Below are 20,037 nucleotides of genomic sequence, written 5' to 3'. Positions count from 1 at the left end.
AACGGTGTCTGTCAAGCGAATTATCCAATCTGATAACGACGACGCGTCCCGATGGTCGTGTGGTGGACTATCTGCGCTATGGATCAGGACACCTGCATGGGATGTTGCTAGATAAAGAGCGCTTGATTGATGTGGAGCGTGATAGTAATCACCGAGAAGTGAAGCGACACTGGGCAAACGATTTGATGCAGAGCACTGAGTACGATATAGCCGGCAGACTCAGTCAACAACATACGCAAACAGGTAAATATGTTAAACAAACCGTCTTGCAACGAGTCTATGACTACGACGGCGCCAATCGATTAACAGGGATTAAGGATAGTCGTAAGGGAGAGCTTAGCTATCAGTATGATCCCATCGGACGTTTGCTTAAGGCCAATGGTCCACTCGGTGAGGAGCGTTTTAGCTTTGACCCGGCACATAATATACTAAGTAAAACTAGCCAGAGCTCGTCTGGTGATACGCCATTGAGTACGTTACCGTCAGGGGTGTCAAGTGTCGTTGGTAATCTGTTAAAAGGGATAGCGGGGATACACTTTAGCTATGATGCGCGTGGGAATATGACGCGTAAAGAGGGGCTCAAAGGGATACAGACCTTCCAATGGGATGCGCATAACCAATTACGGCAGAGTGGATGGCAAGGTGGAGCTCGGGAGAGCTTACGCACGGAGTACCTCTATGATGCGTTTGGGCGACGTATAGCCAAGCGAGTGGAATCGGGAGAGCATCATCGGGTGGTCAGCCAAACGTTGTATGACTGGGAGGGGTTAAGTGTTGCCTCTGAAGAGCCGTTGCGCACAGCCAATGCAACGAATCTTTCTACGACACAGGGAGTCGCACTAGCCAGAGATGTGCAGTACGTATATGAAGACGGTAGCTTTGTTCCGTTAGCCCAGTATATCAATAGCAGCACAGGCGAGACAGAGCATATTAGCCCGATGGCATGGGGGGCTGAGTCGGCTCCACGAGAAGCCTCAGCCTCTCCCCCTAAACTATATCACTATGTGTGTGACCAGATAGGCACGCCGCAACTATTGCTGAACCAATCCCAAGAGGTGGTGTGGGAGGCCGAGTCCAAGGCATGGGGAGAGACCTATGTGGAGCCTAGAGAGGTGAAAGAGGGTGTGGTGAATAACCACCGTTTCCAAGGGCAGTACTATGATGAGGAGAGTGAGCTACATTATAATACGTTTAGGTATTATGACCCAGAGCTAGGTCGCTTTATCAGCCAAGACCCGATAGGGTTGATGGGAGGGATTAACCTCTATCAATACGCTCCGAACCCAGTGGAGTGGGTCGATCCGTGGGGGCTAGAAGTTATGCAGGCAAGCAACAACGAATTCGTGCATTAGCTACTGATTTAACTCAACCAAGGCATGTAAGAATTAGTTAACACCTAAAAAAGTTTTTATGTAGTTCAGGATCATGAATTTTTACACAATTAAAATGAAACTATCATGATATACATTACTAGTAACAGAGTTTTTATCAAAACTAGGTTAAAGTAAAATAACGGTCTATTTATATAAAGAAAAGATTAGCTAGTTCACTAATCAATATGTGCTTGTAGATGGACGCTGTTATGATGTTGTTATATTTTAGTCATTATTGTGATTTAGACTATATAGGAAAGCACTTAAAAATTTTATTTTAATTATTGAGACATAAGTATTAACATGCAATTATCCTATTTCTGGTTTGCCTATCTTTGTTTTTTTATTTATATTTTCCCTCTATTTTTTGTTATGCTTATTGGTGGGGGGAGCTCATCACCATTAGTAGCTCAAATGGCGTTAGGTATCGGTATCGTCGCATGGTTACTTTATTTAGGATATATAGCCAAAAAGTTTATTTTTGCTCCTTTAACTGCGATTAAACAAAGCCAGTCCGTTCGCCAACATGGAAAACAAGTAAAGGCAGAAGTCTTAAGCAAAATACTTTTACAAGAAAAATCTGATTATCAGCTGATTAAAATTTTAGTGTCTTTTCCTAATTTTCAAGGTACTGATGTAACGACTTATGTTGAACTTAAGGATACACAGCCAACGATGAGGCGCTTTGATAAAGGTCGCGTTATTGATGTGTTTTTAAATTCTCAGGGGGGGCATCCACTATTAATTGTTGAGGGTGCCGAAACGAGCACCCATTCATTAATGTTTGGCGTGTTATTCTGGTTATTTACCCTTTGTTATGCCTTGGTCACATTCGCTTATTGGACATCCATGCTATCAGGGCAGTTTAGTATTCAATACTTAAGTCTATTACATCCATGGATATTAATACCATTGGGAGCATTGTTTATATTTAACGTAATGGGTTTTGCATCAAGGATGGGAAGAAGTCAGTCCATTGATCAACTTATTCTGTATGGCAAAAAAACCAGTGCGACACTTGAGGACTATCACCAAACGGGCACTTTTATTAATGAACAACCTCAAATTAGCTTCACTATCTCATTTGAGGATGATAAGTTACAGCAAATAAGTACAACCTATAAACAAATCGTATTACTGACAGACTTGCATAAATTACAACGAGGGGAAGTGGAAATATTATATTTACCAGACAATCCGACAGTAGTTAAAGTGCTAGATTTTTAAAAATTTGCTTGTTGTTGATGAATATTAAACGACTATTTAATAGGGATAAACCCTAGTTTTTTACTCAATTAATGATGAGAAGATAAATTAAAAAAAGCGTTGAAAAGCCTTTAAATACTTTCTATTAGCCATAAAAGAGCCTTATATTTTCACTGTTTTGGTGAAAAATCGTCATAAATCAGTCATTTAGATGACATATAAGTTTGTTATAGTGACTGGCGTTCGACTATAGTTGTCTCAAATTTTATGGAATGATTTTGTATGGATATCCCAGCTAGTTTAGGCTTTAATCGCCCTATCGTTGCACATACGGCATTGCCAGGTGTTTTGTTTTTTCTGAGTCTAAAAGGAAAAGAAGGTCTTTCAACACTTTTTGAATTTGAAGTAGAGTTAGTTGCAAAAACCTCAACCCTTGATATTCACTCTTTGATAGGAAGTAAGATTTCTATTCAGATTGAGCAGTATCATAAAATACCTCGTTTCTTAAATGGGCGTATCTTTAAATTGGAATTAGTTGGGCGTGAAATGCCTAACTCGCAGTACTACATCTATAAGGCTACAGTGAGACCTCAACTTTGGGCATTAACCAAAGATAAAAGCTACAAAATTTACCAACATAAAACCGTACCAGATATCTTAAAAGACGTATTTGATCGTTATGGTATTGAAGCTGACTTGCGTCTTTTTAATAGTCATAGAGAATGGGAATATTGTGTCCAATATGATGAGTCAACGTTTAATTTTATTAGTCGTTTGATGGAGCATGAGGGGCTCTATTATTGGTTTGAGCATAAAAAAGGTCATCATGTGATGGTCGTTACAGATGATTTGGCGGCTCATAAATCTTATCCTATGTATGATGTCTTTAAGTACAATGACCAGCAATCCCATGTGGAGTCTAATGAAGAGATTGTGACGAAATGGCAGCGTAGTAGTGATACTCAGCCATCACTTTATTCTACAGTGGATTATGATTTCCGTAAGCCAAGTGTTTCTCTTGATGCTATGGCACAGGGTGACAAGCATGGTGAACAAGACACCATTGAAGTATATGAGTGGATTGGTGGCTATCAAGAATTAGATCATGGAGATAGTTACTCAGCGCTGCGTTTACAAGAATATGCCTATTTAAAAGAAATAGCGACTGCGACCACAACAGTTCGATCAGTAGTCCCAGGATATACGTTCCGTTTGCATAATCATCCTTTTGTGAAAGAAAATAAAAAATATCTGATTTTTAAAGCCTCTCATGATATGGCTGTTGCAGGATATTCTACGGGAACGGATCGTAAAGACAAATTTGTGACGACATTCTCTTGTTTCCCGGCAAATATTCAATTCCGTGCAGAACGAAATACACCTAAGCCTAAAACTTATGGCCCACAAACAGCTAAAGTAGTGGGTCCAGCAGGGCAAGAAATTTATACGGATAAATATGGTCGTGTAAAAGTCCAATTCCATTGGGATAGAGATGGTAAAAGCGATGAAAATAGCTCATGTTGGATTCGTGTATCTAGCCCTTGGGCTGGTGGTGGTTTTGGTGGCTTGCAATTGCCTCGTATTAATGATGAGGTTGTGGTGGATTTTATTGGGGGAAATCCAGACCGTCCAATTATTTTAGGACGTGTTTATAATGAAAATAATATGCCGCCAGTTAATTTGCCAGCAGAAGCGAATATTAGTGGCTTTAGAACACAGTCAGTGTACGGCGACTCTAGCACAGAAAATCACATGCTTTTCATTGACCAGTTAGGTAAAGAGTTAGTTGATTTACGTGCACAGTACGATATGATTGTGAATGTGTTGCATGATTTAACCATTACGGTGGGAAATAATCGTACCGAGCATATTAAAAATAATCTTAAAACAACCGTTGATAATACCGAAGAACGTACCGTACATAGCAGTAGAACAACGGTCATTGACGGCTTTGAAAAAGGTGATTTTAATGCGAGCCGTGAAGAGAAAGTGACTGGCACGCAAAAAATCGAAGTGACCTCTGATGATACCTTTAAGGTTGGTGGTAATCAGAAAACAACCATTGATGGTAATCATGAAGAGACGATTGGTGGTAATGATACTATTAAGGTTGGTGGTAATCAGAAAACAACCATTGATGGTAATCATGAAGAGACGATTGGTGGTAATGATACTATTAAGGTGACAGGTGCTCGTGATGAAACAGTTACTGCTGGTGTAACTGAAACATATAAAACTCAATATACACAGACCATCAATGGTCCAACTAAAAGGACAATTAATGGTAATTTAACCGATCATGTTACGGGAACGAGCACAAGAAATTATGATGGTGCGATAACGGATACGTTGGGGGCGTCGTGGGATGTAACGGCAACAGGAAATATTAAATTTACGGCACCAAAAGTAAGTATGAAATCCACCAATTTTTTGGATGTGGCTAAAATAAAGCATCAATTTTATACTTATAACGGCTCAACTAATGCAACCAAAACGGAGCAAACGGGATTGGCTCATGGTATTTTTGGCTTTAAAAGAGAAAATGGCCTCGCTAAGAATGGTGCGTATTTGAGTGATAAGCACAAGGCTGCCCTCAAGGATGTGAAGGGTTTTGTGAATAAGGTCAAGGTCGTGGCAAAAAACGAAAAAGCGGCAATTAAAGCTGAAACGGGGATGTTCAAAAAGGTGAAAAAAGCTCTATCTATTATTATCTAATAGATAGAAATTAAATTCGGAGTAGCCAAATATTTAAAAGCTGATGCACAGATAACGAAAACAATCTTCAGACTATTGATGAAAATAGATTTTTGTGAATTCAAAAGTTCTATTCTAATTGCGTGGAAGTATTACAGTTTGTGGATATTGAAAGGATTAGAGAGGTTTTTTAATGAGTGTTGAATACGTCCTCAGTCATGTTTATTTTGTTTACGAGCGTGCATGGCTATCTTATCCATTACTTCTAGTGACTGCTGTATTTGTGTTTGTGCTTTGGGTATCAGAAAAGAGCAAACTCGTGTTGTTGATAGCTCTTTTGTTATTGTGTATACAAGTTGTTTTGGCTTTCTTTCATCATCATCTGTTAGTGCCGTCGATTAATAAGCATTATGGAAGATTGGCAATTGCTGAAGTGGTTTCTTCAAAGAGCCGAAATATTATGGGGAATTATTTAGAGTTTGTAAGTGCAAGTTATGAAGCAGGAAATGCTGATACACAAACATTGGACTATATTTTGTGGGATAGATTGAGTTCTAGGGGTGTCTATCCCGTCTCTAAAAAAATGAGCGTGATACATGGCGTTCAGTATCTTGCGCCTAGTAGGGTAGGTCAAAGCTTTATCATCAAATATTTACCTTCTTTGCCAAGTGCTTTTATTTTTATGGCAGAACTATCTGCTACAGATAGACAAAAAATATGTCCTGTAATTCAGGAAAAGTTGAGTCAATTGGAACAAGAACAAACTGTGTTAAGGGAAAAAGAACAACTATTGCTTCAAGCAGTGAATGCGGGTTTATCCGATGTTGAAAGAGCGGCATTGCAACGAAAAATTCGTAGAGGCAGTGATTTAACAGCAGAGGAGCAACAATACAAGGATTTAAGTGAGGAGACGAGTCTGCTAGGAACAAGGATTAGTAGTTATCGAGATTTGCTTGAAGGTGATGATTATTGCCAAGAGTAGTGGTTAAAAAAGATAGTATTCAATGTAATAAGACTATCTTTTACTAGTAGTTAATCGGATAAAGGAAGAAATTATGTTTTCATGTTGTCAAGTTGGTGGTATTAGTGCAGGGTTTCCTGATGTATGCAAAACACCGGTCCCCCCTGTGCCACATCCCAATGTTGGTATGGCTCTAATGACAGTGCCGGTGCCAGTTCAGGTATTAACAATTGGTGGACCTAAGCATAATATGGCGAGTAAAAAACCAATTACCTTAGCCGATACGGCAGGCGTGGGCGGTGGTCTTGTTTCGCAGCGATTTGCAGCAAAGCATAAAAGTTTGGCAGGCGCCTTTACATATATATGCAAGGGTACACCTACCACGAGAGTGACCACTTTTGGCATTACTAATCAAATGAATTGTCCGGATATAGAAGCATTTACAGTTAATTTCAAAGAGCTGGTTCTTTGTGCATAGTTTGTTTTCTTGGTATACGCCTGTCTGGTCTAACGATGAGTAGGTAAAAGGATTTAATATTATTTTTTGTTGATATTATGAGAGTTATTAAGCCGTTAACTCAGAGCTTACTTCATCGTAAGTTTGATTATGATAAAAAGAGTTTTATATCAATAGTAGGGGCTGTTTTTTTTGATTTTAAAACACAAACACTATGTTCAGAGCAAGACCTGTGGCAGCACTTTGGTGAGGAGTGTCAGCAGCAGTTTGATGTAGAAATTTTAGATATTATTGGAAAAAAAAAGACACCAGAAATTGTAGTTAACGCTTATGCATATGGTAAGTACGCCGAAGGAGGCAAAACCTTAGTTCAACTTAAATTAAACAATGTTTCCAAAACCTTAGAAATATGGGGCAATCGTTATTGGATTGATGGTAAGCCGTCTACGCCTGAATCTTTTGATAAAATTCCGATTAATTGGCGAAATGCCTATGGAGGTGCCGATTTTGATAAAAACCCTAAGGGGAAAGGGCGTGATTATATGGAAATTGGTGAGGCTCAATTAAGGGTTAAGCCCTTACCGAATATTGAGCATCCGTCGTACCCTATTCGTAGTGAAAGAGATGAACCTCCTCCAATTACCCTGACTGCCTTACCCGTTGAATACCCTGATCGCAACAAGTTGATGGGAAGCTATGATGAGCGATGGAGACAAGAAGAGTTTCCCGGTTTAGCCAAGGATGTAGATTGGTCCTATTTTAATCAATCGCCGATGGATCAACGGCTAGCGCAGCTTGAGGTAGGGGATCAAGCCACTTTTATCCATATGCATCCTGAAAAAGCGACCTGCACGATGACTATACCACCCATTGTGTCAAAAGCATTTGTTCGTTTGGTCAAAGAAAAGGATAAACAAGCGAATTTTCTACACTCCGTTGATTTATCATTAACAACCTTATGGGCATTTCCTCATGTAGAGAAGGCTTTTTTAATTTATGAAGGGGTCTTGGAAATTCCTAGGTGGTTTTTTGTAGATGATATTGTTGCTGAATTGATGGGTGCAATAGAGCATACTGAGCGATCAAAACCACTGAGTTATTATGAGGAAATTTTTAGGTTACGAACGGATGATAAAACATCCATGCATTACGCTTCACTAGATAGGCAGTTGGTTGATGAGGTGTTTTTACCGCCGTCAAAGCGTATACCAGTAGGCATAGCGCTTAAACAAAAATTAAAACGTTTAATCAAGGATTTACGACCAATTGAACAATCATACACTGACAATCAAGAGCGGATAATTGAACTACGAAAAGAAGGTTATGAGATTGAAGATTTTGATGTTAAATCTTTTTTGCAAGAGAACTTTGGGGAAGATGTTCAAAGTTTGGATGACTTAGAACAGTGGTTAGACAATGGAATTGATCTTGAAAAAGAGAATCAAAAGCAATTAGAGGGAGAACTGCAAGAAAAATCAGTATTGACTCAAGTCCGTGAAGCGCGCAAAGAAATAAAAAAAGCAGAAAAACAACGTGAAGAAGCCAATAAAGATAGCCTGAAGATGACTCGTGCTGAATTTATACAGGCTCAAAAAGAACAAGCTAAGTTTGTGAAAGAAGTGCGCAATGAGTTGACGAATATGCCTGAAAATCTTGCGTCAGCCGAAAAAGTCCTTGCCGAGTTATCAAAAAATAAAGAAATGGCGAAATTATTCCATGGATACACACCGGAACAGTTTTTAGCTTTTCAAGTGAGTGGTAATCTATTGCCCGAGAGAAATTTTCAAATCTTAAATTCAAGCGCATCTCCTAATGAAGTAAATGAACATTATCAAACATTTGCTTTCTATGCTGAGAAAAAAAAGAAGTTGTTGGAAACGATGCAAGGTTCTTCTTCAATGAGTATGCCTGCAGACTTTTTTGCTGATGAGCCTATTAATTCAAGTAAGTCTATTGATTCTTTGCAGTTTTTTTTAAGTGGTTCTGACGAATTGTCAAGTGATAACCTTGATTTTAGCTTAGCGGATCATAGCGCAGAGGATGAGAGCTATCAAGGGGCGCTTATAGTTGAATTATCAGTAGCAAAGAGTCAATTTATTCGTTGTGATTTTAGTCATGCACAATTCATTAATACACATTTCAAGCATTGTCAATTTGAAAATTGTCGTTTTATTGGTAACCAGTTTGAAAAAAGTTTTTTTGAGTATTGTCAGTTCAGGAATTGTCAGTTTATCGGTACTGAATGGGAAAAATGTATTTTCTCAACTACGGAGTTTAAACAGTGTGATATAAAAACATCTGATTTTGACTCTGGCACTTATACGCAGGTCGTGTTTGAAGAGTCGCAATTAGAAATGTGCGACTTTATACGTGCTCGACTTAGACAATTGCGGTTTATACAAAGTGAGATAAAACAATTTGGTTTTACCAAAGGATTATTACAGGATTTGAGTTTTGATCAAAGTAAGATTGAGTCAATGGCAATTATTGTTGATTCATTGATTAAGAAACTTGATATGAGCCAATGTCAAATGTCTAAAGTATTCATTAAAGCAGGTACGAGGATTAGGGATTTGAAGTTGGAGCGTTGTACAGATAGAGAATCCTCATGGCGTGAATTAACGATTGACAACGCTTTTATTTTTCAATCAAAAATGGAAAATAATGATTTTTCTAAAACAACATTGAATCACGCTAGTATTAAAGATACGTCCTTCAAAGATTCTATGTGGATGAGTTCGCTGTTGTCACATGCAAAATTGAATAATGTTGATTTTGCTGAAGCGGTGATGATGGGCTTCAAATCAGTAGAGTGTTATTTTAAACATGTGTCATTTTTTTCGGCTGAATTATCTTATATTGATATTGATAGTCAAACAGTATTTGATGATTGCTATATGGAAAGAGCAAATACTGTACCAAGTTTGAGGTGATGATGTTATCGGGTGATGAATCAAAAGCATTAGTACAGCAACATATCCTAGATGAAATTGAGGATGGTGCCGATGTTGAGGGCATGCATATTAACTCAATGATATGGGAGGGGTGTGAAATTGTGGGTGGTGATTTTCTAGAGTGTATTTTTGAACAAGTGGTCTTTAGGAATTGTCAGTTTTCAGAGTGTTCTTTTAGTGAATGCATTTTTGTCAATTGTATTTGGGAGCAGTGTGAATTGACAGAAGTGGAGTTTGATGTCTCTCGTTTAAAACATTGTCAATACAAGGCTACTCAATTTCAAGATATCGGTTTTAACGCATGTACACTACAGGATATTATTTATCAAGACTGCAACATTGATACCATGGACTTTAATGATTGTCAGCGTTTTTCAGTTAAGGCGATTAATTGTCATCTGGAAACATCAAGTATTATTTGCTTGTCTGATGAAGATAAGGCTGCTTTTCCAACGCACCCTTTTCAGGAAGTGGAAGACCCTTTTCATCAGTTTGAAACCGAGGGTTGTTGCTCTCGTCATTTAGTGTTATTTAAATATGATTTTAATCAATGGGTGAATAAAAATTGTCAGCATAAAAATATTATCGCTTTATGGTCTGAGGCAGCAAATTATGATTTTAGTCATATGGATTTAACGATGAGTCAATTTACTGAGTCAAATTTGGCGGGAGCTAATTTTACTAAGGCTAAAGTTGATCAATGTAGCTTTATTGGTTGTAATCTAAATGGAACGAATTTTACTTCAGCATCTCTTAATTATGCGTTACTTCTAAAGGCAAAAATAGCGAAATCCAGTTTTAAGTGGGCTCAGATGGTGGGTGCCAATTTGAGTGAGTCCTCTGCGCTTCAATCGGATTTTAGCGAAACGAATATGGAGTTTAGCAATATGAGTGGAGGTCAATTTATTAATTGTAATTTTCAAAAAGCGATGATGAAATACACTGATTTTAGCTATGCGGATATTAGTCTTGCAGATTTTCGTCAGGTGAGTTTTTATTACTCAAGACATCAGTCCGTGGTAGATAATCAAACAAGATATAGTAGTAAAGTAGGGGTTTTGGACGAAGATAAGCAACAAGTGAAGGCGGATTTATGGTTACAGAGTTAAATCAACAAATAAAAGAAGCAGAGAATGTACATAAACAATCAGAAGAATCTGAATTTGAGCTTTCTAATGATTTTTTGACCTTGTTAAGAAAAAATGTCAGTGAGGAGTTAACGGTCACAGCAGCGGTTATCTCGTGTAAAGCAACAATAAAAACACAGGACAACGAGTCGTATAGATTTTTAGTCGAAGAAACACAGACCAATCAAACGTTTTATGTCAAGTTAGCATCCTCGTGTCTCCAAGTTCCTTGTGTAGGGGATATTGTTCATATACAGGTATTTTCTGATAAATCAGCCTACATTATGGCAATTTTAGAATCTAATCAGGTAGGTGATGTAGTGGTACTGAAATTGCCGGATAATACTGTTTTTAAAGCTCAAGGGGTTATATTTGATACGAAAAAATTTCAATTATCAAGTCAGCATTTTTTTGTTAATAGTACGACTACATCAATTAACTCAGTTGCTTATCAACAGACGGGCGTTACCTTGACTATTGATGCAAACAGGATCAAACAAAGTGCCCAAACAACTGAAATGGTTGCTGAACAATCAACGACGAAAGTTGTTAATGCTGAGAGAATTGTTGCTGGAACAGACCGTGTTAAAGCTTTAAACATTAATTACTCTGCAGAAGCCGTAGCTAAATTGTCTGGTAGTGTGACCATGTTAAACGGTCGTGAGTTATTAAAATCAGATGGGAAATTAATGGTAGTTGGATAGACTTAGACAATTATATCCTAGGGGGTATTATTTTGTTTCCGGTACAGACCTAAGAGTAATTGCTCGTTATGGGACAAATTGAAGATGATTCCGAACTTGAATAAAATTATTTGGAAAACTTAATTGGAAGAAATTATCAGTACCCTCATCTTTATTCTAAATCGCTGGTGGTTAGCTTTGCCATTAGCGCTGTTGTTGGGTGGTTTAATCACTTTTCTACCGAGCTTTTCTTTTTTCAGGCTACTTTTAGGGATAATCGTTGTTTTTGGACTATTTTTTAGTAGTGTTTTTTCCAGCTTTTTTCTGACTCCGTTAATTAATCATTACGGTAAACTGGCGATTGCTGAGGTGGTAAAGTCTGAGACTACCATGATGATACAAGAGGAATATGGCAATATTTCTGCTATGACAGCGCAGTATGTGGATGAACAGGGGATAACGCAGACAATTACCTATAGGGATGATAGTCGTCCTGTGTATCCTCTATTTAGTCGCTACTATATACCAACCAAGAAAGGGGATATTTTTGTCATTAAATACTTGCCCAAGCAGCAGAAAGAGTTTATTTTTCTGGCAGAGCTGACAGATGCAGAGAGGCAAGCCATTTGTCCTGTTCTGAAAGGTAAGTTAAGTGATTATCAGGCGCAAAAAACGGCATTGGATGGAGAGCTTGCACCCTTAAGAATAAAGGTATATCAAGGACTAACGGCAGAGGAAAGTGACAAGCTTACTCGCAAGATGCGCAGAGGGGAAGACTTAACAGCAGATGAGCAACACTTAATGGTATTGAATGAAAAGTTTGCTACACTTGATAGGAATATTCAATCTATTCAGAATGACTTGATTCAAGGCGACCGTTTTTGTCGAGAGTAAGTCGTAGTTTGAAATAGCAACTTTGCGTATAATGAGGTATTTTTTAATTGTCATTTCTTATTGCAAGCATTGTTTTTTCAATTAAACAAATTTGGCCATTTGTGATGATTGGTTTTCTGATAGGGTGGTGGGGAACTCATCATTTTCAGCTTGAACCTGATTTATCGCCAGAGGAGAGGAAGCGTCGACAAAAGTGGAAGAGTTTTTTTCAAGCTTTTGTTGTGTTATTGCCAGGAGTGGTATTTTTATTTGGGTCACATATCACAAGTCCTTTGATTAATTATGCGGGTACTGACGCACTAGCGAAGGTTATCTCTCAAGAGCAGACCTCAACGTTAAGAAATAATCAGCGAGTGTTTAAATTAAATGTCATTTATCCCAAGGCTAATGGAGAGTTACAGGAAAGCTCATTTAGGACTGATGAATTTAACTTTTATCCTAGTTATAAGAGTGGTATCTATCCAAAAGTTGGCCAAGAATTTAAGGTGAAATATTTACCTTCTATTCCCCGTTATTTTGTGATTTTGCAATAGATGATAAGAGGGTAATGTGACTCAACTTTTAGCGCTGTACGCAATAGTTATCGATTACCAATAAAGGGTGATGTGGTTACTATCAAATATTTAAAATATCGACCGTCGGTATTTATTATTTTGTCAGAAGCGGAAAGTGAAGATGGAACATATTGTTACTTTGGTTTTATTTGTTTATGACCGGTGGTGGTTGTCCTTTCCATTACTTTTGGCGACTATTTTTTTGATTTTTAGTCTAGAAGATAAAAAAGTAAATAATGTACTTGGCGGAATCATTGTTTTATTTTTCTTGGTACAAATTGTTCTAATCTTCTTTCACCACCATTTAGTCGTACCATTAGCGAATAAGTATTATGGAAAATTAGCAATTGCAGAGGTGGTTTCTGTCAAGGAAGGTTGGCCAATATCTTTTGTGACAGCGAGTTTCAAGACTGAAGAAGGAAATCAAAAAACATTAAGTTATACGGGAGATGTATTCTCTACTAGAGGGGTTTATCCTGTTTCTAAGAGGGCTGGTGGTTTGCCTAATTTTTCTTCTAGCAAAATTTATATGGTTCCCGGATCGGTAGGTAAAAGTTTCATCATCAAATATTTACCTTCTTTGCCTAGTGAGTTCATTTTTATGGCAGAACTATCTGCTACAGATAGACAAAAAATATGTCCTGTAATTCAGGAAAAGTTGAGTCAATTGGAACAAGAACAAACTGTGTTAAGGAAAAAGGAACAACTATTGCTTCAAGTAGTGAATGCGGGTTTATCCAATGTTGAAAGAGCGGCATTACAACGAAAAATTCGTAGAGGCAGTGATTTAACAGCAGAGGAGCAACAATACAAGGATTTAAGTGAGGAGACGAGTCTGCTAGGAACAAGGATTAGTAGTTATCGAGATTTGCTTGAAGGTGATGATTATTGCCAAGAGTAGTGGTTAAAAAAGATAGTATTCAATGTATTGTGTCTCTTGAATAAAATTATTTGGAAAATCTAATTGGAAGAAGTTATCAGTATTCTTATCTTTATTCTAAATCGCTGGTGGTTAGCATTACCAATGATTGTTGTGCCTCATATGTTGATAGTATATTTCACTGGCAGAGCTTAAAGTGCTTAAGTATGAAATTAAAATAACCTTAGTCTTTACCCTGAATGAGACTAACAAACTTCCCCATGCGAGTAAGTATCAGATGGGGAAGGGTGACATCTCAGGAGTGTAATTACATGACTTGTGCAAAAGCATCCGCGACATAGTCAATATTAGACTCATTGAGTCCTGCGACACACATACGTCCAGAGCCTACTAAATAAATCGCAAATTCATCTTGTAAACGTTGTACTTGAGCAGGGTTTAACCCTGTATAACTAAACATGCCCCGTTGTTTAATAAAGTAATCAAACTGACGGTTTGGTTGTTTTGCCGTTAATGCTTGGTGTAATTTTTGACGCATGCGTTTAATCCGCTCTCGCATAGTGGCGACTTCGCTTTCCCACTCTGCAAATAGCTCTGGCGTATTCAGTACTTGAGCGGTGATAAAGCCACCATGAGCAGGAGGGCTAGAATATACTCGGCGGACGCCTGCTTTTAATTGACCAAAGACAAGGGCAGCTTCTTCACTGCTTGGACATACAACGCTTAAACCACCAACACGTTCACCATAGAAAGAAAGATTTTTTGAGAAAGAGTTGCTGATAAAGAGTGATAAGCCTAGCTCAATCGCTTTTTGAATCGCAAAAGTATCTTGTTTAAGATCATCTCCAAAGCCTTGATAGGCAATATCCATGAATGGAATCAGTTGTTTGTCTTTGATGACTTGTAAAACGATATCCCATTGTTCATGGCTTAGGTCAACACCTGTCGGATTATGGCAGCAAGGATGCAGAATAAGAATGCTTTGTGGTGCTAATGATTTAAAAAAATCTAGCATGTCTTTAAATTTCACATCAATTTTTTCTGCATCATAGTATGGGTATATGCCTACATCAAAACCAGCCCCTTCAAAAATACTTCTATGATTATCCCACGTTGGGTCACTAACATAGGCTTTGGACTGTGGGAACCATTTTTTTAGGAAATCAGCCCCAATTTTTAGGGCACCAGATCCACCTAGTGTTTGGATAGTAGCGATGCGATTTTCTTTTAACGCTGGATGGTCAGCACCAAATAGAAGGTTTTGTACGCCAGTGCGATAGGTAGCTAAACCCTCCATGGGTAAATAGCCACGAGGGTGTGCTTGTTTTGCTCTGTCGATTTCAGCTTTTCTTACACTAGAAAGAACGGGTAGTTTGCCATTCTCATCAAAATAAATACCTATACTTAGATTGACTTTATGTGCTCTAGGGTCAGCATTGAATTTTTCAACTAAGCTGAGAATGGGATCTCCTGGATAAAACTCAATATGTTCAAACATAATCTTTTCCTGTAACTTAACGAATTTCTGGTTTTGCTTCTCTAGTCAATAACTCATGAACAGCTTTTGTCGGAGGATAGTGGTCAAATAGTATATGACATACAGCTTGGGTAATTGGCATATCAATATGGAGTTGTTGGGCTCGTAAAAAGGTATCTCTGGCGCTGCGAACCCCCTCAGCCGTAATCCCTGAGGCTAAGATATCGGCGAGAGTTTGTCCTTTTGCTAAGGCTAGCCCCACTTGGCGATTGCGTGATAAATCACCCGTTGCCGTAAGCACTAAATCTCCAAGTCCTGTTAAGCCAGCAAATGTCTGCGCGTGTCCTCCCATTGCTAAACCTAAGCGAGTAATTTCGGCAAGTCCACGTGTAATGAGTGCCGCACGAGCATTGTGCCCTAAGCCTAAGCCATCAGCAATACCACAGGCAATAGCGATAATATTTTTTAGGGCTCCACCTACTTCAACACCAACAATATCATCACTTTGGTAAATACGACAAAAATGATTATGTAATACTTGGGTCGTACGATCTTTGACTACTGTACTATGACTTGCTATAGTTAGCGCCACAGGTAATTGTTGCACTACTTCTTTGGCAAATGATGGACCCGATAATACCCCACAATGTGGAAATCGGCTGACAGTGCTTACCACTTCGTGAGGCAGTAAACCACTGCTTTGTTCAAAGCCTTTGCATGTCCAAATAATTGGAATATGGCTTAATTGTTGGTCGGATAATAACCGATACCAATGAGCAACCGTTTCACGCATGGCAACGACAGGGATGCCAAGAATAATGAGTGCTTGATTGGGCATTTCTGCCAAAAAACGGATAGCACGTTGTTCATCATGAGTGGCTTGTAATGATGAGGGGAGAGGTAGGTCACGTAAATAACGTGGGTTGGCATGATGCTGGTTGATATACTCAGCTTGCTCTTGATGGCGACACCATAATAAAGTGTCACTCTTGACAGAAGACGCTGCAGCTAGGGCAGTGCCCCAGCTGCCCGCACCAATAACGAGAGTACGTAAATCGGCAGCGGTTGTTTTTTTCATATTACTGTTTTGTTTCTTGTTGAGCGGCTTGGATATTTTGCTCGTATAGTGTTTGGAAATTAACCTCCGCTAAGTGCAATGGAGGTAATGACGTACGATTGATAATATCGGCAACATTAGCACGTAGGTAAGGGAATAACATAGAAGGACAAACAATACCTAATAGTGGGTCAAGTTGTCCGTCATCAAAGTTGGCAATTTCAAAGATACCTGCTTGAGTGGTCTCTAATAAGTAAACAACTTGATCAGCAATCTTTGTTGTGATGGTAACGCGTACAGTTGATTCAAACACGGTGTCTGCAAGACGTTGACCACCAACATTAAGAGCAATTTCTACATTTGGTGCTTCTTGCTCTAAGAAAACGTGAGGAGCATTAGGCATTTCTAATGATACATCTTTTAAGTAGACGCGCTGTAGGGCGAACGCTTGTTCAGCTTGCTGATTTTGTTCTGAAGCTGGTGTTTGAGCTGTATTTTCGGTTGTCATCTTAATTCCTTATAGATATAAATGGTCGGACTATGCTGAAAGCATAGGTACAAGTTTGCCTTCTGCGTCTAAGGCATGAATATCATCACAGCCACCAACGTGAGTTCCGTTGATAAAGATTTGAGGAACAGTGGTACGACCTGATGAACGCTCAATCATTTCTGCACGAGCATCACGATTTGTTTCGATATTGATTTTTTCTAAATCTGTTACGCCCCGCTCTTTTAACAGTTTTTCTGCACGCATACAATAAGGGCAGGTTGTTTTGTAGTACATCGTTACTTTACTCATCGTTGTCACCTTTAGAGTCATTGTAGAGTTATGCTTTTGAAGAAGATCGACTTTTAACAGGTAAACCTTCACTCAACCATTCATTTAACCCACCTTTAATCCAATAGACATTCTCAACATTTTGCTTTTTTAACAGTTTAGCGGTTTGTTGTGCTGTCATGCCTTTGTCGCAGACGAGAATCAAAGGTTTTTTAGGAAGATCGGCTATTTTGCTTTCGATACTATCCTTGGGAAAATTCTTAGATTGGGGTATAGATGATTTTTTAAAGTCTTCTTCGGGGCGAATGTCAATAAATTGAGCTTTTTCGGTATTTGAAAGCTGGATGGCTTCTTTGGCTGAAAGTGCACCCTGACCGTTAGCCCCTCTTTTGGCTGTAAAAAGTAGCATGAAACCAGCAATAGCGCCAAAAATAATATAAAAAATAGTGTTTTGATAATATAAAAAATCCACAGCTTTGTCCTATTTAGGGTAATTTTTGAACTTAATTTAGTGATTATAAAGTAGCTAAAGATTTATAGAGAATAGTTCGCTAAAATATACGAAAATTGTTTACTTTTTTGGAAATAAAAATGTATAAAATTGTGTTGATGCGTCATGGTGAAAGCCAATGGAACTTAGAAAACCGTTTTACGGGTTGGGCTGATGTTGATATTACCGAAACTGGTCGTCAACAAGCTTGGGATGCTGGTAAGCTATTGAAAAATGAAGGTTATACATTTGATGTGGCTTATGTCTCTGTCTTAAAACGTGCCATTCGGACGTTGTGGACAGCACTTGATGCTATGGATATGATGTATTTACCAGTGAAGAAAAGCTGGCGATTAAATGAGCGCCACTATGGTGCTTTGCAAGGGTTAAATAAGGCAGAAACGGCGGCAGAATATGGTGAGGAGCAAGTGCTGATTTGGCGTCGTGCTTATGCGATTGCACCAAACCCATTAAGTTTGGATGATGAGCGTCATCCTCGCTTTGATGCACGTTATGCAGATTTGAAACCAGAGGAGTTGCCACGTACTGAGTGTTTAAAAGATACAGTGGCTCGCGTGATTCCAATTTGGAATGATGAAATTGCTGCAGATATTAAAGCAGGCAAAAAAGTCTTGATTACGGCTCATGGTAATAGTATCAGGGCATTAATCAAGTATTTAGAGGATATGAGTGAAGAAGAAATTTTGAAACTAAATATCCCAACGGGGCAACCACTGGTTTATGAGTTGGATGAAAATTTAAAGCCAATTCGTCATTATTATTTAGGTGATCAGGAAGCTATTGCAGCGGCATTAGCTGCTGTTGCTGCACAAGGTAAAGCTAAGTAAACGTGAAACGCTGTATTTTTGTTTTAACAATGTTAGGTTGGACTGTGCCTGTTTACGCACAGTCTATCTCTAGTCTGAATGCTCAACAAGCACAAGTAGAAAAGCAACGAGCCGAACTACAAAGTCAGATTAATAAACTTAACACTCAAATTAATAAACAAGAGACAAATCGTAAAGATGTCCTTGAGGATTTACGTCAATCAGAAAGTGCCATTTCTGATATGAGTCGTAAGCTTGATAGTTTGCTAGACAAAGAGCAAGAAGCTAAAAACGATTTAAGTGACGTAAAAGAGGAAGAAAAAATACAGCAAACTATTCTAGAGGAAAGCCTCAATGATTTAGCGGAGCAGCTAAAAGAGCAATATACGAGTGGTATATCACCATGGGCGGCCTTGTTATCAGGAAAAGATGCGCAAAAAATTAGTCGCGACTTTATTTATCTTAGCTATATTTCTAAAGCACGCGCTAAGTCAGCAGAAAATCTTAAAAAAGAGTTAAACCGTTTAGCAGCCGTTAAAAAGAAAGCTCAAAGTCATCAGAAAAATTTGAGTAATTTAGCGAGTCAAGCAGCTAAAGCTAAAAAAGACTTAGAAAAAGAGCAACAAAGTTATCAGAATAAGCTGAGTAAAATCGAAGGGGATATCAAAAAGCGCCGTCAACAAGCGGGTCAGTTAAAAGAGGATGATGCCCGTTTAACACGCATTATCGCTGGTATTGAAAATAATATCCGTACACAGAGAGAGGCATTAAGGCAAGCGGAAATTCGCCGACAAAAGCAGGCAGAAGAGAGACGTAAGCTGATTGCCGCAGAGCGTGAACGAAAAGCGGCTATTGCACAAGAACAAGCTAAATTAGCGCAAGAACAGTTACAAAAAGCGAAAGAATTAAAAGAGAAAGCAAGACAAGCTCAGATGGAAGCAATAGCAAGACAACGAGCTGCTGCTGCGAATGTTAAAAAAGCAGAGCAAGCATTTGGTTTTGCCTTAAGTCCAGCAGAGCAAGAAATCGCTAAGAAAAAAATTCAAGAAGCGCTTGATCAACAAAAACACGCGCAACAATCTATCACATTGGTGCGCCAACAGTCGGAAGAGGCAGAAATTGAGAGAGCAAAAGCAAGGATTGCCCAAGAGAAAGCGAGAGAGGCACAGTTATTATTAGCCAAAGCTAAGGAAGATGATAGACGTGCAGAAGCTTCTTCTAGTAGTGATATTAGTAAAGGGTTATCACGTGGATCTCCATGGCCTATCCGTGGTAGTTTGGCGGGTAGATTTGGTCAGACACGACCTGATACGGGAGATGTGTGGCGGGGCATTTTAATTAATGCATCGGCTGGAGCACCAGTTAAGGCGGTCGCAAGTGGTCAAGTGGTATTTGCTAATTGGGTAAGAGGTTTTGGGAATTTGATTATTGTCGATCATGGCGGTGGCTATATGAGCGTTTACGGTTATAACCAGAGTTTGTCAAAAGGCGTTGGTGATACGGTAAAAACGGGTCAAGTTGTTGCTAGGGCTGGCTCAACTGGTGGGCAAGTTGAACCTGCTGTCTATTTTGAAATTAGACAAGGCAGTAGACCTGTCGATCCATTACAATGGTTAGCACAATAA

General features: G+C 38.8%; 18 protein-coding genes. 13 read left to right on the top strand and 5 right to left on the bottom strand.

All coding sequences use genetic code 11. The features are described from left to right. The first annotated feature begins 59 nt into the window (after window positions 1-59). The 11 genes from BQ4443_RS10560 to BQ4443_RS10510 all read left to right on the top strand — a co-directional run bounded on the left by BQ4443_RS10560 (window position 60) and on the right by BQ4443_RS10510 (window position 13,804). Window positions 60-1,352: an RHS repeat domain-containing protein gene (locus BQ4443_RS10560; protein WP_371128787.1), complete on the top strand. Its 1,293-nt coding sequence runs from the start codon at window positions 60-62 to the stop codon at window positions 1,350-1,352. A gap of 324 nt (window positions 1,353-1,676) precedes the next feature. Beyond that, window positions 1,677-2,600 (top strand): hypothetical protein, encoded by a 924-nt coding sequence (locus tag BQ4443_RS10555; RefSeq protein WP_071059031.1) that lies wholly within the window; start codon window positions 1,677-1,679, stop codon window positions 2,598-2,600. Window positions 2,601-2,861: 261 nt separating this feature from the next. Next, a complete protein-coding gene (locus BQ4443_RS10550; RefSeq protein WP_071059030.1) occupies window positions 2,862-5,294 on the top strand; it encodes a type VI secretion system Vgr family protein in 2,433 nt (810 codons plus the stop codon). Window positions 5,295-5,466: 172 nt separating this feature from the next. Then, window positions 5,467-6,255, top strand: a complete 789-nt coding sequence (locus BQ4443_RS10545; RefSeq protein ID WP_071059029.1) for a hypothetical protein — start codon at window positions 5,467-5,469, stop codon at window positions 6,253-6,255. Between the two features lie 73 nt (window positions 6,256-6,328). After that, the gene (locus BQ4443_RS10540; RefSeq protein ID WP_071059028.1) at window positions 6,329-6,712 is read left to right on the top strand and encodes a PAAR-like domain-containing protein; all 384 of its coding nucleotides are present in this window, start codon (window positions 6,329-6,331) and stop codon (window positions 6,710-6,712) included. Window positions 6,713-6,789: 77 nt separating this feature from the next. After that, window positions 6,790-9,624 carry a DUF2169 domain-containing protein gene (locus tag BQ4443_RS10535; protein WP_071059027.1) on the top strand — a complete coding sequence of 945 codons (2,835 nt, stop codon included), beginning with the start codon at window positions 6,790-6,792 and terminating at the stop codon, window positions 9,622-9,624. After that, the gene (locus BQ4443_RS10530) at window positions 9,624-10,754 is read left to right on the top strand and encodes a pentapeptide repeat-containing protein (RefSeq protein ID WP_083331925.1); all 1,131 of its coding nucleotides are present in this window, start codon (window positions 9,624-9,626) and stop codon (window positions 10,752-10,754) included. Before BQ4443_RS10535 ends, BQ4443_RS10530 begins: the two co-directional genes overlap by 1 nt. Then, window positions 10,739-11,476: a DUF3540 domain-containing protein gene (locus BQ4443_RS10525; RefSeq protein ID WP_071059025.1), complete on the top strand. Its 738-nt coding sequence runs from the start codon at window positions 10,739-10,741 to the stop codon at window positions 11,474-11,476. Before BQ4443_RS10530 ends, BQ4443_RS10525 begins: the two co-directional genes overlap by 16 nt. A gap of 123 nt (window positions 11,477-11,599) precedes the next feature. Continuing rightward, complete coding sequence (locus BQ4443_RS10520; RefSeq protein ID WP_071059022.1) at window positions 11,600-12,349, top strand: hypothetical protein; 750 nt, start codon at window positions 11,600-11,602, stop codon at window positions 12,347-12,349. Between the two features lie 47 nt (window positions 12,350-12,396). After that, the gene (locus tag BQ4443_RS10515) at window positions 12,397-12,882 is read left to right on the top strand and encodes a hypothetical protein (protein WP_071059020.1); all 486 of its coding nucleotides are present in this window, start codon (window positions 12,397-12,399) and stop codon (window positions 12,880-12,882) included. A gap of 142 nt (window positions 12,883-13,024) precedes the next feature. Beyond that, window positions 13,025-13,804 carry a hypothetical protein gene (locus tag BQ4443_RS10510; RefSeq protein WP_071059018.1) on the top strand — a complete coding sequence of 260 codons (780 nt, stop codon included), beginning with the start codon at window positions 13,025-13,027 and terminating at the stop codon, window positions 13,802-13,804. A 286-nt stretch (window positions 13,805-14,090) separates the two neighbouring features. On the opposite strand, the gene BQ4443_RS10505 is transcribed toward BQ4443_RS10510, so the two are convergent. The 5 genes from BQ4443_RS10505 to BQ4443_RS10485 are packed head-to-tail and all read right to left on the bottom strand — an operon-like array spanning window position 14,091 to window position 17,567. Then, window positions 14,091-15,281 (bottom strand): amino acid aminotransferase, encoded by a 1,191-nt coding sequence (locus BQ4443_RS10505; RefSeq protein WP_071059016.1) that lies wholly within the window; start codon window positions 15,279-15,281, stop codon window positions 14,091-14,093. A 16-nt stretch (window positions 15,282-15,297) separates the two neighbouring features. Beyond that, window positions 15,298-16,338 carry an NAD(P)H-dependent glycerol-3-phosphate dehydrogenase gene (locus BQ4443_RS10500; protein ID WP_071059014.1) on the bottom strand — a complete coding sequence of 347 codons (1,041 nt, stop codon included), beginning with the start codon at window positions 16,336-16,338 and terminating at the stop codon, window positions 15,298-15,300. Between the two features lies 1 nt (window position 16,339). Further along, window positions 16,340-16,825: a protein-export chaperone SecB gene (gene secB / locus BQ4443_RS10495; RefSeq protein WP_071059012.1), complete on the bottom strand. Its 486-nt coding sequence runs from the start codon at window positions 16,823-16,825 to the stop codon at window positions 16,340-16,342. A gap of 30 nt (window positions 16,826-16,855) precedes the next feature. Further along, window positions 16,856-17,116 carry a glutaredoxin 3 gene (grxC, locus tag BQ4443_RS10490; RefSeq protein ID WP_071059010.1) on the bottom strand — a complete coding sequence of 87 codons (261 nt, stop codon included), beginning with the start codon at window positions 17,114-17,116 and terminating at the stop codon, window positions 16,856-16,858. A 28-nt stretch (window positions 17,117-17,144) separates the two neighbouring features. Beyond that, window positions 17,145-17,567 carry a rhodanese-like domain-containing protein gene (locus BQ4443_RS10485; protein ID WP_071059008.1) on the bottom strand — a complete coding sequence of 141 codons (423 nt, stop codon included), beginning with the start codon at window positions 17,565-17,567 and terminating at the stop codon, window positions 17,145-17,147. A 119-nt stretch (window positions 17,568-17,686) separates the two neighbouring features. On the opposite strand from BQ4443_RS10485, the gene gpmA reads away from it, so the two are divergent. After that, the gene (gene gpmA / locus BQ4443_RS10480; RefSeq protein WP_071059006.1) at window positions 17,687-18,433 is read left to right on the top strand and encodes a 2,3-diphosphoglycerate-dependent phosphoglycerate mutase; all 747 of its coding nucleotides are present in this window, start codon (window positions 17,687-17,689) and stop codon (window positions 18,431-18,433) included. A gap of 2 nt (window positions 18,434-18,435) precedes the next feature. Further along, on the top strand, window positions 18,436-20,037 hold the full coding sequence (locus BQ4443_RS10475; RefSeq protein ID WP_083331924.1) for a murein hydrolase activator EnvC family protein: 1,602 nt from the start codon (window positions 18,436-18,438) through the stop codon (window positions 20,035-20,037).

It is taken from the genome of Pelistega sp. MC2, from assembly GCF_900099475.1.
Taxonomy (GTDB): domain Bacteria; phylum Pseudomonadota; class Gammaproteobacteria; order Burkholderiales; family Burkholderiaceae_B; genus Taylorella; species Taylorella indica.
Note: the sequence above shows the minus strand (reverse complement) of the source record. Positions and strands in the feature narration are given on the sequence as shown.

Excerpts from the sequence above, each read along its gene's own strand:
- secB (WP_071059012.1), bottom strand. The coding sequence starts at position 16,825 with ATGACAACCGAAAATACAGCTCAAACACCAGCTTCAGAACAAAATCAG.
- BQ4443_RS10510 (WP_071059018.1), top strand. The coding sequence starts at position 13,025 with ATGGAACATATTGTTACTTTGGTTTTATTTGTTTATGACCGGTGGTGG.
- BQ4443_RS10505 (WP_071059016.1), bottom strand. The coding sequence starts at position 15,281 with ATGTTTGAACATATTGAGTTTTATCCAGGAGATCCCATTCTCAGCTTA.
- BQ4443_RS10500 (WP_071059014.1), bottom strand. The coding sequence starts at position 16,338 with ATGAAAAAAACAACCGCTGCCGATTTACGTACTCTCGTTATTGGTGCG.
- BQ4443_RS10535 (WP_071059027.1), top strand. The coding sequence starts at position 6,790 with ATGAGAGTTATTAAGCCGTTAACTCAGAGCTTACTTCATCGTAAGTTT.
- gpmA (WP_071059006.1), top strand. The coding sequence starts at position 17,687 with ATGTATAAAATTGTGTTGATGCGTCATGGTGAAAGCCAATGGAACTTA.
- BQ4443_RS10550 (WP_071059030.1), top strand. The coding sequence starts at position 2,862 with ATGGATATCCCAGCTAGTTTAGGCTTTAATCGCCCTATCGTTGCACAT.
- grxC (WP_071059010.1), bottom strand. The coding sequence starts at position 17,116 with ATGAGTAAAGTAACGATGTACTACAAAACAACCTGCCCTTATTGTATG.
- BQ4443_RS10525 (WP_071059025.1), top strand. The coding sequence starts at position 10,739 with ATGGTTACAGAGTTAAATCAACAAATAAAAGAAGCAGAGAATGTACAT.
- BQ4443_RS10540 (WP_071059028.1), top strand. The coding sequence starts at position 6,329 with ATGTTTTCATGTTGTCAAGTTGGTGGTATTAGTGCAGGGTTTCCTGAT.
- BQ4443_RS10555 (WP_071059031.1), top strand. The coding sequence starts at position 1,677 with ATGCAATTATCCTATTTCTGGTTTGCCTATCTTTGTTTTTTTATTTAT.
- BQ4443_RS10530 (WP_083331925.1), top strand. The coding sequence starts at position 9,624 with ATGATGTTATCGGGTGATGAATCAAAAGCATTAGTACAGCAACATATC.
- BQ4443_RS10545 (WP_071059029.1), top strand. The coding sequence starts at position 5,467 with ATGAGTGTTGAATACGTCCTCAGTCATGTTTATTTTGTTTACGAGCGT.